Genomic DNA, 14,878 nt, shown 5'->3' on the forward strand with positions numbered 1-14,878 from the left:
GAGAAGAGGGAAGTGTTACCATTTTCCAAACGATCCATCGATTTCGCATATGCCGACCTGGGACAGCTTCATATGTCTGGTGAACAGCTTTATCCAGGAACGAAAATTGCCATGGAACCTGGGGACGTGCTTTATTCTGCCAAAGGAAGGTCCACTTTCATGGTTGGACATGTGGGAATGGTGGGGCATGACCGGCTTGTCTATCATTCCCATCCCAAAGGCGGCTTTTACGAAGGGTTGGCGGTCTATTTGTCGCGGCACAAATTCGGAACCGATCTGACGATTTTTCGGCCGATGAGGGGAGCAGAGGACGCTGCCAGGTGGGCGGGGGACCATATCTGCGAGATAAAACGGTATGTCTTCGATCCACGGTTGGATACATTGGCTACCAATTATTGTTCCAAATTCATATGGCAAGCGTTTTGGTATGCAGGATATGGTGACATGACCGGAAGAGAGCGTCACGACGGAAAGCTGGCATGGATTTATCCCATGATGATTAAACAGGCGGGTAATTTAAAGCAAATGGCTGTTGTAAGATTGGGCCGGCAAAAAGGGTGAATTCGGAAAGCAAGTTTAAGCCATGTGTATGAATTTTCGGAAAACAATAAATAATTTTCCGTTATCTTGTTGACAAAACAAAAAGACCGTACTATGATTGTAAACAATAATTCAATGAGCTTTGGCAAAGACGAAGAAGAGTAGCACATGCGAAGACGTTATAGAGAGCTGGTGGCAGCTGGAAACCAGTACGTCGGCTGTGTGAATGGACTTCCGAGCCCCAAACCGAACTTCACGGAACAGTAGGCTTTGGCGGATGGCCCAACGTTAAAAGGGCAGGTGCAGACTTCGGTTTGTGCTGTCAGAGCGGCTGTTTTCTTAAATAGCTAAAAAGGTGGTACCACGGGTTCCCTCGTCCTTTATATGGAGAGGGAACCCGTTTTTTTTATACGTTCCAGACAATTAGATAGGTGATTAAATCGTCGAGTAAGAAGAGTAAGTTTTTTGATTTCTTCAAGAGAGCCGGGGATGGTGGGATCCTGGCAGAATAAAAAAACTGAATGGCCTTACGAGAGTTTTTCTGAAAGTGGAGTAGGAAGAACCGTCATTCCCACGTTACAGGGATAGAGTATCGGATGAAGCATTTTAATCGGTCCCGTACTCGAAAAAGCGGAAGGATAATCCTTCAATAGTGGTGGCACCGCGGCAGAAACCGTCCCCTATAAACACAGTTAGTTGTGTTTATAGGGGTTTTTTATTTATCAGCTACATCATTATAAAAGGAGCGTGTGAAAATGACGGTGACGAAGAATATCCCGGTATATAAACAAATGCAAGTGAATGGAGATACATTGACCCCAATCTCCGTGTTCAAACGGTTGAAGGGAGAACGAAAATTTTTATTGGAAAGCTTGGGAAGTGAATCGGAAAAAGGACGGTACTCTTTTTTGGGTGCAGATCCATACAAGGAAATCGTAGGGGATGGCAATCAAGCATTCATCAAAGATACGCTATCCGATCAAGCTTTTACAGAAACCGGCAGGCCACTTGAGGTGGCGAAACAGCATTTGAGGGAAGAGGAACTGCCGCTTCCGTTTCCGTTTTACGGAGGTGCGGTCGGTTACGTCGGTTATGACGCAATTCGGCAATACGAAGATATTGGAGATGTGGCAAACGATGAAATAGCGATGCCAGATATGCACTTGCTGTTTTATCAGGATGTCATTGTTTTCGACCACCTCCACCATACCGTTTCCCTCGTTGCTATCGACATGACGGGGGAACGGGCAGAACAGGAACTGGAGCAGCGACTATCCGACTTGCATCGTATGGTTTCGATGGGGAAGGAGGATGATTCCTCTCTCTTGGAACCGGTCGAATTTACGCCGGAACTGGAGAAACAGGAATTTATGAAAAGAGTCGAGCAGGCGAAACAACATATCGTCGATGGAGACATCTTCCAGGTCGTCCTTTCCCAGCGTATGAAAGCAAGCTTTGATGCCGATCCTTTTACTTTTTACAGGCACCTGCGCCGGGCGAATCCTTCTCCGTATATGTTTTATCTGGATTTTGACGATTACATTGTCCTCGGTGCTTCCCCGGAAAGCTTGATTAAAACGAAAGGTGACCAAGTCATCACCAACCCTATTGCGGGAACCCGGCGGCGGGGGAGGACAACAGCAGAGGATGACAAACTGGCAGGAGAATTGATTACAGACGAAAAAGAGCTTGCCGAACATAAGATGCTGGTGGACTTAAGCAGAAATGATCTGGGAAGAGTTTGCCAGGTTGGATCGATCTCGATTCCGAAATATATGACGATTGAACGATACCAGCATGTGATGCATATTGTTTCGGAAGTACAAGGTACCCTTCTGGCGGGCTATAGCGGACTGGATGCACTGGCGGCGACACTCCCGGCAGGTACTGTGTCCGGCGCACCGAAAATAAGGGCGATGCAAATCATAAATGATCTGGAAAAAGAAAGGCGCGGAGTGTATGCCGGAGCAGTCGGTTATTTGAATATGAACGGAGATGTCGATCTGGCCCTTGCCATCCGGACGATGGTCATCAAGGACGACAAGGCTTACGTACAGGCCGGAGCCGGTATCGTTTTTGACTCCGATCCGGCAGCTGAATATCAGGAGACACTCAATAAGGCGAAATCTTTATTGGAGGTAAACCAACATGATTTTATTAATCGATAACTATGATTCCTTTACGTATAACCTGTTTCAATATATTTCCGAATTAGGCGAAACCGTGCAGGTTGTCCGCAACGATGCAATAAAAATAACGGATATTCAGAAAATGGCCCCGAAAGCAATCGTTTTATCGCCAGGACCCGGGAGTCCCAGTGAAGCCGGGATATGTGTCGAGACGGTACAGCAGTTTGCCGGAAACATACCGTTACTTGGCATTTGTCTCGGACACCAGGCAATAGGGGAAGCTTTCGGTGGTTCGATTGTCCATGCTTCAAGGGTCATGCACGGGAAAACGTCGACGATTACTCATACAGGGTCGCAGCTTTTTGCAGGCTTTCCCGATGGGCTGGAAGTGATGCGATATCATTCCCTCGTCGTGGATAAGACCTCTGTTCCGACTTGTTTGGAAGTAACAGCGTCTTCCGAAGACGACGGGGAAATCATGGCACTCCAGCACCAGGAATATCCAGTTTACGGACTGCAGTTCCATCCGGAATCGATCGGTACGGAAACAGGAAAGGCGATACTTCGCAATTTCTTTTCGACAACACGTAAGGAGGATGTATATGAAACGGTATCTCGATAAATTGATGCAACAGGAAACATTGAGCCAGCAGGAAATGGAGCAGGCAGCACAGGAAATGTTCCAGGATAAAACATCCGAGACGGAAATTGGTGCATTTTTGACCGCGTTGAAAATCAAAGGAGAACAGGCAGGAGAAATCGCAGGACTCGTCAATGTCATTCGGGAAAAATCGATTGCCGCTACCGATGGAATCGATGGGGTGATGGATAACTGTGGCACGGGAGGAGACGGTTCTCACAGCTTTAACATCAGTACTACTTCCGCATTTGTGATAGCCGGAGCCGGAATCCCTGTCGCCAAACATGGAAATCGCAGTGTTTCAAGCAAAACCGGAAGCGCTGATGTACTGGAAGAGCTCGGAGTATCGCTCGATTTGACGAAGCAGCAAATGCAGGAAGTACTGAGGGATAACGGCATCGCCTTTTTGTTTGCACCACATGTGCATCCATCTCTGAAGAAAATCATGAAGGTCCGGCAAAACTTGCGGATCCCGACCATTTTCAACCTGATCGGCCCGTTGACAAACCCGGTAACATTAGAAACCCAGTTGCTCGGCATATACAGCCGGGAGATGCTGGAAATGATGGCTGCAGCGCTGCATCGTCTGGGCCGAAAACGCGCGTTGGTTGTCAATGGCGCCGGTTATATGGATGAAGCTTCGCTGGCTGGAAAAAATCATTTGGTGTTGATGGAAAAGGGCGAATTGATTCCGTTTACGTTACATCCGGAGGAGGTCGGGCTTCCCGTTTATCCAAATGCCGACATTCGCGGTGGAGATGCCAAAGCAAATGCGGATATTTTAAATCGAGTACTGAGAGGAGAAACGGGCGCCTATAGGGATACTGTTGTTTTCAATGCCGGACTGGCGATTTTGGCTAACGGTAAAGCGTCTACCGTCCATGAAGGCGTGGCTCTGGCCAAGGAGAGCATAGATTCGGGAGCAGCATTGACCAAGCTGGAGAATTTGATTGATTACAGCAACAAAGTGAAACAGGAGGTGGTCGGCTGATGACTATCCTGGATAAAATTTTGGCAGAAAAAGCGAAAGAAGTTGCTCAACTGAAACATAGCTACCAGCCGGCATCCCGTGCATCCGTGACAGCGAAACGCTCCTTATATGACCGGTTTATCCATGCTGAAACCATCGGTATCATCGCAGAAATAAAGCGGGCTTCCCCTTCCAAGGGAGTGATAAACACTGCCGTAAATCCACCTGAACAGGCACAGGAGTATGCCGGCAACGGGGCAGGAGCGATTTCGATTTTGACCGATCAGCCATTTTTTCAAGGTACCATGCTCGATTTGGCAGCTGTCCGTCAGAAGGTCGAAGTACCGATTTTGAACAAAGACTTTATGATTGATGAAATTCAAATCGACCGGGCAAAGGATTATGGAGCAGACGTTATTTTGCTGATCGCTGCCGCTCTTCCTAAAGAGCGTTTGACCGCATTATACCAGTATGCGAAGGCAAAAGACCTCGATGTCTTGCTGGAGGTGCATAACGAGGAAGAATTGGACACGGCAAAAGGCATAGGTGCGCAAATCATCGGAATCAACAACCGGGATTTAAAAACATTTGAAGTGGATCTCGGTATTACAGAACGGCTTGCATCGCACATCAAGGATCCGGAAACATTGGTCATCAGCGAAAGTGGATTTCGGCACAGAGACGATGTAGAAAGAGTCCGGCAGCACGGTGTCAAAGGTATATTGGTCGGAGAAACCATGATGCGTTCAGGAAATTTAGCACAGACATTTAAGGATTTGCGGGTGCCGCAGTTTTAGGAGGATGTAGACATGCAAGTGAAAATTTGCGGGATAACGACACGGGAGGCAGCAGAAGCAGCGGTGAACGGGGGAGCCGACTTCATTGGCTTTGTCTTTGCCCCAAGTAAGCGTCGGGTTAGTGTGGAACAGGCCCGCTCCATTGCAGAAAAACTTCCTGCCGAAGTGAAAAAAGTCGGTGTATTTGTCAATGAGCAGGCGGAAACAGTCGAGGAAATTGCCGCACGCGTCGGACTGGATTATGCTCAGCTTCATGGAGACGAATCGCCGGAAATGGTAAAAAGCTTGAAAATCCCTGTAATCAAAGCATTTCAAATCACAAGTACAACAGACCTGAAAAAACTGGCTTTCTATCAATGTGATTACTTTTTGCTCGACAGCCCTGCCGGGAAATATCGTGGTGGGAACGGAGAAGTATTCGACTGGTCACTGACCAGTGAGCTGCCATCATTGAACGGAAAGTTGATTCTGGCGGGCGGATTACATGCCGATAATGTCAGAGAGGCGATACAAGAGGTCACCCCGTATGCGGTGGACGTATCAAGTGGGGTGGAAACGGAAGGGATGAAGGATGAAAAAAAAATCCGCACATTTATTCAAGCGGCAAAAACCACAGGAGAGGAAGGATAACATGAAAACCTACCAACAACCCGATATCCAGGGCCATTTTGGCAGTTTTGGCGGAAGATTCGTCCCTGAAACATTGATGCCGGCCGTATTGGAGCTGGAAAAGGCATATGAAGAAGCAATGGCGGATCCGGCATTTATTGATCAAGTGGATTATTACTTCAAGCAATATGTAGGCAGGGAAACCCCTTTGTACTATGCCGAAAATTTTTCCCGCCAGCTTGGTGGACCCAAAATTTATTTGAAGCGGGAGGATCTCAACCATACCGGTGCTCATAAAATCAACAATGCCATCGGGCAGGCCCTGCTCACCCAACGGATGGGCAAGAAAAAAGTAGTGGCAGAAACCGGAGCGGGACAGCATGGCGTGGCAACCGCCACTGTTTGTGCATTGCTCGGGCTGGATTGTGTGATTTTCATGGGCAAAGAGGATATACGAAGACAAAAACTGAATGTTTTCCGGATGGAACTGCTTGGCGCACGAGTCGAGAGCGTGGACCAAGGGAGCGGAACGCTTAAGGATGCTGTGAACGAAGCGCTGCGGTACTGGGTGACAAATGTGGAAGATACCCATTATATTATCGGCTCCGTCGTCGGACCCCATCCATTTCCGAAAATTGTGCGGGACTTCCAAAGCGTGATCGGGATTGAAACACGCAAACAAATTGTTGAGCAGGAAGGGAAACTTCCGGAGGCAGTCGTAGCCTGTATCGGTGGCGGGAGTAATTCGATGGGGATGTTTTATCCATTTGTCGAAGATGAACAGGTAACGCTTCATGGTGTGGAAGCAGGCGGGTCGGGCATTGACACTGGTAAGCATGCTGCTACATTGACGGACGGAAAAGCCGGTATTCTTCATGGCACCCTCAGCTACTTGCTGCAGGATGAGAACGGCCAGGTGACGGAGGCGCACTCGATTTCAGCCGGCCTTGATTACCCTGGAATCGGGCCGGAGCACAGTCATTTGAAAGAAACGGGAAGAGTCCTCTATGACTCCATCACAGATACGGAGGCATTGGAGGCATTGCAGCTTTTGACCAAGACGGAAGGAATCATGCCGGCGTTGGAAAGTGCTCATGCGGTTGCTTACAGCATGAAGCTGGCTAAAAAAATGGAGGCATCGGAAACGATTGTCGTCTGTTTATCTGGTCGCGGGGATAAGGATGTGGATACGGTGAGATCTGCGTTTGGAGGGAGTTCATATGAGTAAACAACGAATAAAACAGGCGTTTCAGGAAGTGCTTGATCAAGGCGATAAGGCGTTTGTTCCTTATATCATGGCCGGAGATGGCGGCTTGGACAGTTTAGAAGAAAAGGTTCAATTTTTGCAGGACAGCGGTGCGACCATTCTGGAGCTTGGCGTTCCGTTTTCCGATCCTGTAGCAGACGGCCCGACAATACAGGAGGCGGGTATCCGTGCTCTTGAACAAGGTGTCAGTCTTCGTGCGATATTGGATAAACTCGGCCAATTCAAGGAAAAACGTTCGATTCCGATTGTCCTTATGACCTATCTGAATCCAATTTATGCATATGGGATAGAGGCATTTGCTTCAGCTTGCCGGACTGCCGGAGTCAGCGGCTTGATTATTCCCGACCTGCCGCTCGAAGAAGAAAACCTGGTCGCAAAGGAGCTGCAGGCCAACGATATTGCCTTGATCCGCTTAGCATCCTTGACTAGTCCTCCAGAGCGTCTGAAGGAATTGGCAAGACGCACAGAAGGTTTTTTGTATGCGGTCACCGTGACCGGAACAACCGGAGCGAGGGCAGATTTCAAGGATGAATTGCAGGAACATTTGGCTTCTTTGAAAAATATTTGCCAGGAACCGGTGCTTGCCGGATTCGGGGTATCGACTCCCGAACATGTCAAAGAACTGAGCGCCAACTGTGACGGGGTGGTCGTGGGAAGCAAAATCGTCGATGCCCTTCATCAAAACAACCGTGAGGAAATCAAAACATTGATAGCTGCAGCAAGCGGCAAGGAGCAGACAACTGCTGAATAACTAGCAATGGATCCTTGTCTAGACAACGAGCTATGCATAATAGGATTTCTTTGGATTTGAATGCAGTTAGAAAGTAAAACAGAGGCCGGGATAAAAGCATGGCCAGTAAAGAAAAAACCGAACGAATTGTAAATTTATACTACATCCGTTCGGTTTTTCTTGATATATTCTCGTTTTATCCTGTTGTTTGATGTGTGCTTCAAATCGCTACGGCCAGATACGCGGAAAGTGAAGTACCTTGCCGGAGTGGAAATTTGCACTATTGTAAGGGGGAGAACGTTTGGTACTCTGTCACATGGGGGGTGTGATTTTTCTTCCCCCCTCTCTTTATCGAAAACTCATTCCAAAAATAGCTATTTTACTCAGACCGCAGAGGAAATAAACTCGCTTTCCGCGGACGAACGCCCGAGCCTCCTCGCAAAGGCCGCTGCGGGGTCTCGGCCGCCCGTTTTTCCGCAGGAGTCTCGCTTATTTCCTCTGCTACGCTATTTCGCTCTATGGAGCCTTTTTAACCACTTCCTGCCATAAAATTTTATGCTTTAATCGTCCAAAGTATTTGATCCTTAAGGAATCTCGTTTTAAAACCTTTATGTATTGTTTATTCCCTCGATATCCCCATTATTAAATGGATATATATGTACCCGTTTTGTTTTCTCTTTACAGAACGGGCACGTTTGTCGTTTTTGTCTTGTGTAGAGTTCTACCCTAAAAGCACTGTCTTCTTCCTCTACACCCCATACATCCACTTGTTTATCTTTAATCCCCAATAATTCTATGATTAAATGACATTGCACTCCTATCCCTCTCTTTTTCCTTTGGTGTCGCAACTTTAAGGTAACAAAGAGAGAGGGAATGCGTGTGTTTTTTTGCACACTGCAGGAACAGCCATTACGACAGGGGGCACCACCACATTCATTATAGAGCCGAACGTTTTGCTTTTTGCTCATCAAAAAACCGAACGAATGGTAGTATCGTTCGGTTTTATTTTGGTCACGATGCTTTTGTCCCAGGCTCCTTTTGTTGTCTAATCTGCTTTTCCTCGATTTGTTTCATTGCCTGGATACATACTTGATTGAGGTAATTCCATGGCTTGTTATAATGTGGCTGGAAGAAGAAATCTGTCAGTGCCATTTGTTCAATCGTCATCTTGTTTTGAATGGCGACACTCAATGTGTTCATTGCTTGAGTGAAATCTCCTTCAGAGATGACTTGGGCACCGACAATCCGGTGGCTGTCCATCTCGTACACGACCTTCAGTCTGAGCATAGTATTTTCCGGCATGAATTCTGGTCTGTAGGTATCTTCCAGCAACGCGCTTCCCACTCGCATGCCGGCTGTAGCGGCTGCGGTTTCTGTCAAACCAGTTGCCGATAGGTTGTGCTGATGGATCTTCAATCCAGAAGTACCCTGTGTCCCTTGATGGGGGATTCGTGGTACCAATAGATTGTAAGCAGCCAATGTACCCATCCGGACAGCGTTTGTGGCTAAAGGAATATAAGCCGGTTTTTCCGTAGGATTGTAAGCTACGGCACAACAGTCACCTGCTGCGAAAACGTCTTTTTTGCTTGTTTGCATATACTCATTCACGATGATGGCCCCATTTTCAAGCATGTCTACTTGCCCGGTAAACAATGCGGTGTTCGGACGGAAGCCGATACACATAATGACTAAATCTGCATCATAGCTCGATTGCCCGGTGATTACTTGTGTGACCTTGCCACCATCGCCCTGGAAGGAACTGACTGTCTGGTCGAGAGCCAAGGTGACTCCTTTTTCGCTAAGTGTTTTTTCAATCGGACTGGTGAATTCCTCATCCAGATAACGGTTAAGGATGCGGCTTTCACTATCGATCAACGTTACCTGCTTTCCAGCCTGCTCGAATGCTTCGACTAGCTCAATACCGATATAGCCGGCACCGACTACCACGATGTTCTCGGCGTGTTCAGAACGCTGTATGATTTCGTTGGCATGGTGAAAGTTTTTACAAAGCTGCACATTTTCCAGGTCACTTCCTGGAATAGGCGGTGTCACTGGCCAAGATCCAGAGGTGATAATCAGTTTGTCGTACTGATATTCTCTTGTTTCGTCTGTTTTCAGGTTTTTTGCTACCAAGGTTTTGTTGTTCGTATCGCATTCCGTCACGATGTGCTGCATATGCATTCGGACTCCTTGTTTTTCAAAGCCTTCAACGGATGCATAGAACAAGCCGTCTGGATCTTTTACGACTCCGCCTACATATAAGGCGATGCCACAGGATAAAAAAGAAACATTGTCATTTTTTTCAAATACATCAATTTCTGCATCAGGATACATATTCAAAATATTTGTTATTGCTGCAGTCCCTGCGTGGGTACATCCGATAACTGCTACTTTCATAGAAAATCATCCTCCAATGGATTGATAGTATATATACATGTGAATCAATTCACATATACATGTGAAATTAATCACAATTGATTACATACCAAGTATAGACCCGTCGGGAGGATAAATCAACAACTTTGTGATATATTTCACAAAATAGGTATATAGACCTAAAAACATAGAAGGGACTCTTTGATGGCCAGTGACTAGAAGCCGTGCCCACGGAAAGCGAAACTTGCCGGATTGGGAAGGCAAGCTTCCAAAGAGAAGGGGGAAGACGGTTCCTATCTTGTAATCAAAAAACCGAACGATTTGGAATCGTTCGGTTTTAGCGGGTAGAACAGACATACACTGTTGTCTCTGCCTCCACAAGTCAAACAGCGTACATTTCTTCTATTTGCTGTTGCAATTTTTTGTCTGCTACATATTCATCGTAGCTCATTTCTTTGTCGACCAAGCCTTTTGGCGTAATTTCAATCAAGCGGTTGGCAATACTGTCGACAAACTGCTGGTCATGGGAAGTGAATAGAACAGATCCCTTGAAATTGACCAAACCGTTATTTAATGAGGTGATCGATTCCAAGTCCAGATGGTTGGTAGGTTCATCCAACAATAAGACATTGGCATTGCTGAGCATCATCTTGGAAAGCATGCAGCGCACTTTTTCTCCCCCGGAAAGAACATTGGATTTCTTCAACGCTTCTTCACCAGAGAACAACATTCTTCCCAGGAATCCGCGCAGGAAGGTTTCCGTTTGGTCTTCAGGTGAATATTGACGCAGCCAGTCGACCAAGTTTAAGTCACCATTTTTGAAATACTCGGTATTATCTTTCGGGAAATACGATTGTGAAGTGGTTACTCCCCATTTGTATGTTCCTTCATCTGGTTCGATTTCACCCATCAATATCCGGAGCAAGGTGGTTTTGGCAATCTCATTTTTACCGACAAGTGCAATCTTGTCATCTTTATTCATGGTAAAGCTGACGTTATCAAGTACCTTTTCACCATCGATTGTTTTGGAAATCCCTTCAACGCGCAAAAGGTCATTCCCGATTTCACGGCCCGGTGTGAATGCCACATACGGATAACGGCGTGAGGACGGCTTGATATCATCCAGGGTAATATTATCGAGCATTTTTTTTCGGGAAGTGGCCTGTTTCGACTTCGAAGCATTCGCGCTAAATCGGGCAACGAAGTTTTGCAGTTCCTTGATTTTTTCTTCCTTTTTCTTGTTCGCTTCCTGGGCCATTTTCAAAGCAAGCTGGCTCGACTCGTACCAGAAGTCATAGTTGCCGACATAGATTTCAATTTTTCCATAATCGACGTCAGCAATATGGGTACACACCTTATTCAGGAAGTGACGGTCATGGGAAACGACGATGACGGTGTTCTCGAAGTTGATCAAGAACTCTTCCAGCCACTGAATTGCATGGATGTCCAGATGGTTGGTCGGTTCATCCAACAGTAGAATGTCCGGATTGCCGAACAAGGCTTGGGCAAGAAGCACTTTTACCTTTTCAGAACCTGTTAAGTCGGCCATTTGCTTCGTGTGGAGATCTTCACCGATTCCCAACCCCTTCAATAGAACGGCTGCATCGGACTCAGCTTCCCAACCGTTCAATTCGGCGAATTCGCCTTCAAGCTCGGCAGCCCGCATGCCGTCTTCCTCGGAAAAATCCGGCTTCATGTAAATGGCGTCTTTCTCCTGCATGATTTGGTACAGGCGTTCATGGCCCATCACGACAGTTTTCAGAACTTCATATTCTTCATACTCAAAGTGGTCCTGCTTCAACACAGCCAGCCGCTCATCGGGGCCAAGGGACACATGACCGGTTTGCGGTTCGACTTCTCCGGAAAGCACCTTTAAGAAGGTTGATTTTCCGGCGCCATTGGCACCAATCAAGCCATAGCAATTACCGGCAGTGAATTTTATATTAACGTCTTCAAACAACTTTTTATCGCCATAACGGAGACTTACATTGCTCACATTTATCATAAGTTATAACATTCCTCCAAATAGTATTCCATCCAATCAAGGATAAAGGTTTTGCTGCTTTTAGTCAATGTACTGCGAGGACTGCTTCTGACAAGTTGTGGATTCTATCTGACTTTTCGGGAGAGTGAAGGTGTAATTTGCCTGCAACTACAATACGCTACCGTGGGCGGCTGTGCCTGCTACAAACACCGAACCCTCAGAAAAGCACGTTCTAAAGATCAATGCAATAGGAGAATGATGTGGGCATCACAGCAATCAATCAAGATGCCACACAGCATTTCTATCAATCAACGTTCTTATAATAAGGAAAAGATTTAACAGAAAAACTACAATCTACCGATCTGGATTTCACGGCAATTGTAGTTTTCTGCGGGTGTCTGTCTATTGGGTGACAATGTCGGTACTATTAAACAATTTTTTTACGAAGATATCCGGAAATGATATCGACGATGGTTACCATGACGATAATTCCGAGAAGGATGATACCTACTCGGCTCCAATCCCTGGATTGCATAGCGAAAATCAACGGCGTACCGATACCGCCGGCTCCGATGATACCAAGCACACTGGCAGAACGGAGGTTGATTTCAAAACGATACAAGGTATAAGAGATAAAACCGGGCAAAACCTGTGGGAACACGGCAAACCACAATGTTTGAAGCGGACGGGCACCGGTCGCCTTCAAGGCTTCGGAAGGCCCGAAATCAATGTTTTCCACTTCCTCGGAGAATAATTTTCCGAGCATGCCGATGGAATGGAGTCCCAATGCCAGAACCCCGGCAAACGAACCCGGTCCGACCATTTTGATGAACAACAAGGCCATAACCAATTCCGGAAACGTACGGACAAAGCTGAGGAAGAACTTTCCGATACCGGCATTGGCTTTGAATTTACTCATATTGTTTGCTGCCCAGAAAGCGAACGGGATACAGAGAAAGGCCGAAATGAACGTCCCCAGAATGGCGATGGCCAAAGTATCCAGGAGGCCGCGCAGAAGGTCTTCCCCTTCAGGTAAATAAACATAGTCCCAATCCGGTGAAAAGATACCCGAGACGATCGCTTTCGAGATTTGTCCGGCAGTCTCTTTGAATCCCTCAATCGGAACACCGGATAAAGCCCAGATATACAACAAAGCGAGCGCTATAAAGATAACCCAGCGTCTGACGATATTCTTTTTTGGTTTAATCGGTCTAGTTGCACTGCTCATAGTAAATTCTCCCGTAATTTAGTACTGATATAATCAATTATTAACACAACCAACAATGTGAATATAATAATCGTGCTGACCTTGTCATACTCCAGGAAGCCAAGGGTCCGGTCGTAATATTCCCCGATACCGCCAGCTCCGACGAGTCCCAATATTGCAGCAGCACGGACATTGATTTCAAAAGAATAAAGTACATAGGATACATAATAAGCGGCAACCTGCGGCACCACAGAGAACATGATCCATTGTATCTTATTGGCGCCGACCGCTGTCATCGATTCAAGAGGGCCTTTGTCGATGCCTTCAATTGCTTCATATGTCAACTTGGCGATGATTCCGGTCGAAAAAATACCCAAGGCAAAGATACCAGGGAGCGGTCCTAAACCGAAAATGGCAACGAATATTGCCGCCAATAACAATTCCGGAATGGTACGGACCAGGTTTAAAAGAAACCTTACAGGGTAATACACCCAAGTGGACTTTATCATGTTACTAGCCGAGAAAATCGCAAACGGAATGGCAATGATTGCCCCGATGGTCGTTCCTAAAACGGCCATACGGATGGTGTCGAGCATGGCTTCGATAATGTTGTCGAAGTAGGCCCAATTGGGCGGAATCATTTGGTCAAGCACAGAAAACATGTTTGGAAAGCCTTCGATCAATTCGCTGAACGTGCTGTCAGTTTGGTAGGCGCTGCCCCAAAGCAGCAGCAAAATCAGGATGAACGTAAAATAATGCTTCAGTTTGCTGGGTGCTTTCGGAATCTTTTGTTCATTTACTTGATTCATTGGCAGACTCTCCTACTTCTACTTCGTCCTCTTCTCGTGTTTCAAGAGGACGGCCGTAAATTTCTGAGAACCTTTCATCGGTTGCTTCTTCGACTGGACCGTCGAATACGACTTCACCAGCTTGCAGGCCGATGATTCTGGTAGCATATTGCCTTGCGATGTCGATGAAATGCAGGTTTACCACGGTTGTGATCCCCAAATCCTGATTGATTTTTTGCAAGTCATCCATTACTTGTTTCGTCGTCAAAGGGTCAAGCGAGGCAACAGGCTCGTCTGCCAGGATGATTTTTGCTTCCTGGGCAAGTGCACGGGCAATCGATACCCTTTGTTGCTGCCCGCCGGAAAGCTGATCAGATCGGGTGTAAGCTTTCTCGACTATGTTCACCCGGTCCAATGCGTTGAGGGCAAGATTGACATCTTCTTTGGGGAACAAGCCTAGTACTGTCCGCAAGGTGGAATGATAGCCAACCCGGCCTGACAGGACATTCCGGATAACCGTCGACCTTTTCACCAGGTTGAAGTTCTGGAAAATCATCCCGATGTTACGGCGGGCGATGCGTAAATCTTTCCCTTTTGCTTTCGTGATCGATTTGCCGTCGATGGTGATTTCACCGGATGTAATTTCGTGCAATCTGTTGATCGAGCGGAGAAAAGTAGATTTACCAGCCCCGGAAAGCCCGACAATAACGACGAATTCGCCTTTTTCTATCTTGATATTGATGTTTTTCAATCCCTGAGTACCATTCGGATAAACTTTCGAAACGTTCTTGAATTCTATCACTCTTCATACCAACCTTTACAAGAATTTAATCAATCTGAG

Annotated in this window: 14 protein-coding genes and 2 other annotated features; of the genes, 8 read left to right on the forward strand and 6 right to left on the reverse strand. The window is 46.6% G+C overall.

Features of this window, described 5'->3' with window-relative positions; genetic code table 11:
- Nucleotides 1-12: 12 nt before the first annotated feature.
- The 8 genes from ABVF09_RS07750 (at nt 13) to trpA (ending at nt 7,703) form a co-directional block, all read left to right on the forward strand.
- Nucleotides 13-561: a hypothetical protein gene (locus ABVF09_RS07750; protein ID WP_051382154.1), complete on the forward strand. Its 549-nt coding sequence runs from the start codon at nt 13-15 to the stop codon at nt 559-561.
- 118 nt (nt 562-679) lie between these two features.
- Nucleotides 680-924: a binding site (T-box leader), on the forward strand.
- A gap of 50 nt (nt 925-974) precedes the next feature.
- Nucleotides 975-1,224, forward strand: a binding site (T-box leader).
- A 71-nt stretch (nt 1,225-1,295) separates the two neighbouring features.
- Nucleotides 1,296-2,708 (forward strand): anthranilate synthase component I, encoded by a 1,413-nt coding sequence (gene trpE, locus ABVF09_RS07755; protein ID WP_153463721.1) that lies wholly within the window; start codon nt 1,296-1,298, stop codon nt 2,706-2,708.
- Nucleotides 2,689-3,291, forward strand: coding sequence for an anthranilate synthase component II (locus ABVF09_RS07760; RefSeq protein WP_153463718.1), 603 nt, complete (start codon nt 2,689-2,691; stop codon nt 3,289-3,291). Before trpE ends, ABVF09_RS07760 begins: the two co-directional genes overlap by 20 nt.
- Nucleotides 3,272-4,300: an anthranilate phosphoribosyltransferase gene (gene trpD / locus ABVF09_RS07765; protein ID WP_153463715.1), complete on the forward strand. Its 1,029-nt coding sequence runs from the start codon at nt 3,272-3,274 to the stop codon at nt 4,298-4,300. The genes ABVF09_RS07760 and trpD overlap by 20 nt, the downstream gene beginning before the upstream one ends.
- A complete protein-coding gene (trpC, locus tag ABVF09_RS07770; protein WP_237648661.1) occupies nt 4,300-5,076 on the forward strand; it encodes an indole-3-glycerol phosphate synthase TrpC in 777 nt (258 codons plus the stop codon). Before trpD ends, trpC begins: the two co-directional genes overlap by 1 nt.
- A 12-nt stretch (nt 5,077-5,088) precedes the next feature.
- On the forward strand, nt 5,089-5,706 hold the full coding sequence (locus ABVF09_RS07775) for a phosphoribosylanthranilate isomerase (RefSeq protein ID WP_237648660.1): 618 nt from the start codon (nt 5,089-5,091) through the stop codon (nt 5,704-5,706).
- A gap of 1 nt (nt 5,707) precedes the next feature.
- Complete coding sequence (gene trpB / locus ABVF09_RS07780; protein ID WP_371068926.1) at nt 5,708-6,913, forward strand: tryptophan synthase subunit beta; 1,206 nt, start codon at nt 5,708-5,710, stop codon at nt 6,911-6,913.
- Entirely contained in the window at nt 6,906-7,703 is a 798-nt protein-coding gene (gene trpA, locus ABVF09_RS07785) for a tryptophan synthase subunit alpha (protein ID WP_371068927.1), read from the forward strand. The genes trpB and trpA overlap by 8 nt, the downstream gene beginning before the upstream one ends.
- Nucleotides 7,704-8,290: 587 nt before the next feature.
- On the opposite strand, the gene ABVF09_RS07790 is transcribed toward trpA, so the two are convergent.
- From ABVF09_RS07790 to phnC, 6 genes are all read right to left on the reverse strand, one after another.
- Entirely contained in the window at nt 8,291-8,497 is a 207-nt protein-coding gene (locus ABVF09_RS07790; protein ID WP_153463708.1) for a hypothetical protein, read from the reverse strand.
- Nucleotides 8,498-8,693: 196 nt separating this feature from the next.
- On the reverse strand, nt 8,694-10,079 hold the full coding sequence (locus ABVF09_RS07795) for an FAD-dependent oxidoreductase (RefSeq protein ID WP_153463705.1): 1,386 nt from the start codon (nt 10,077-10,079) through the stop codon (nt 8,694-8,696).
- 361 nt (nt 10,080-10,440) lie between these two features.
- Nucleotides 10,441-12,063: an ABC-F family ATP-binding cassette domain-containing protein gene (locus ABVF09_RS07800; RefSeq protein WP_026568693.1), complete on the reverse strand. Its 1,623-nt coding sequence runs from the start codon at nt 12,061-12,063 to the stop codon at nt 10,441-10,443.
- Between the two features lie 406 nt (nt 12,064-12,469).
- Nucleotides 12,470-13,270: a phosphonate ABC transporter, permease protein PhnE gene (gene phnE, locus ABVF09_RS07805; protein WP_026568692.1), complete on the reverse strand. Its 801-nt coding sequence runs from the start codon at nt 13,268-13,270 to the stop codon at nt 12,470-12,472.
- Nucleotides 13,267-14,058, reverse strand: coding sequence for a phosphonate ABC transporter, permease protein PhnE (phnE, locus tag ABVF09_RS07810; RefSeq protein WP_026568691.1), 792 nt, complete (start codon nt 14,056-14,058; stop codon nt 13,267-13,269). The genes phnE (ABVF09_RS07805) and phnE (ABVF09_RS07810) overlap by 4 nt, the downstream gene beginning before the upstream one ends.
- The gene (gene phnC / locus ABVF09_RS07815) at nt 14,042-14,839 is read right to left on the reverse strand and encodes a phosphonate ABC transporter ATP-binding protein (RefSeq protein WP_026568690.1); all 798 of its coding nucleotides are present in this window, start codon (nt 14,837-14,839) and stop codon (nt 14,042-14,044) included. Before phnC ends, phnE (ABVF09_RS07810) begins: the two co-directional genes overlap by 17 nt.
- Nucleotides 14,840-14,878 lie beyond the last annotated feature (39 nt).

The sequence above is a fragment of the Sediminibacillus sp. JSM 1682029 genome (assembly GCF_041366435.1).
Lineage (GTDB): Bacteria > Bacillota > Bacilli > Bacillales > Amphibacillaceae > Sediminibacillus > Sediminibacillus terrae.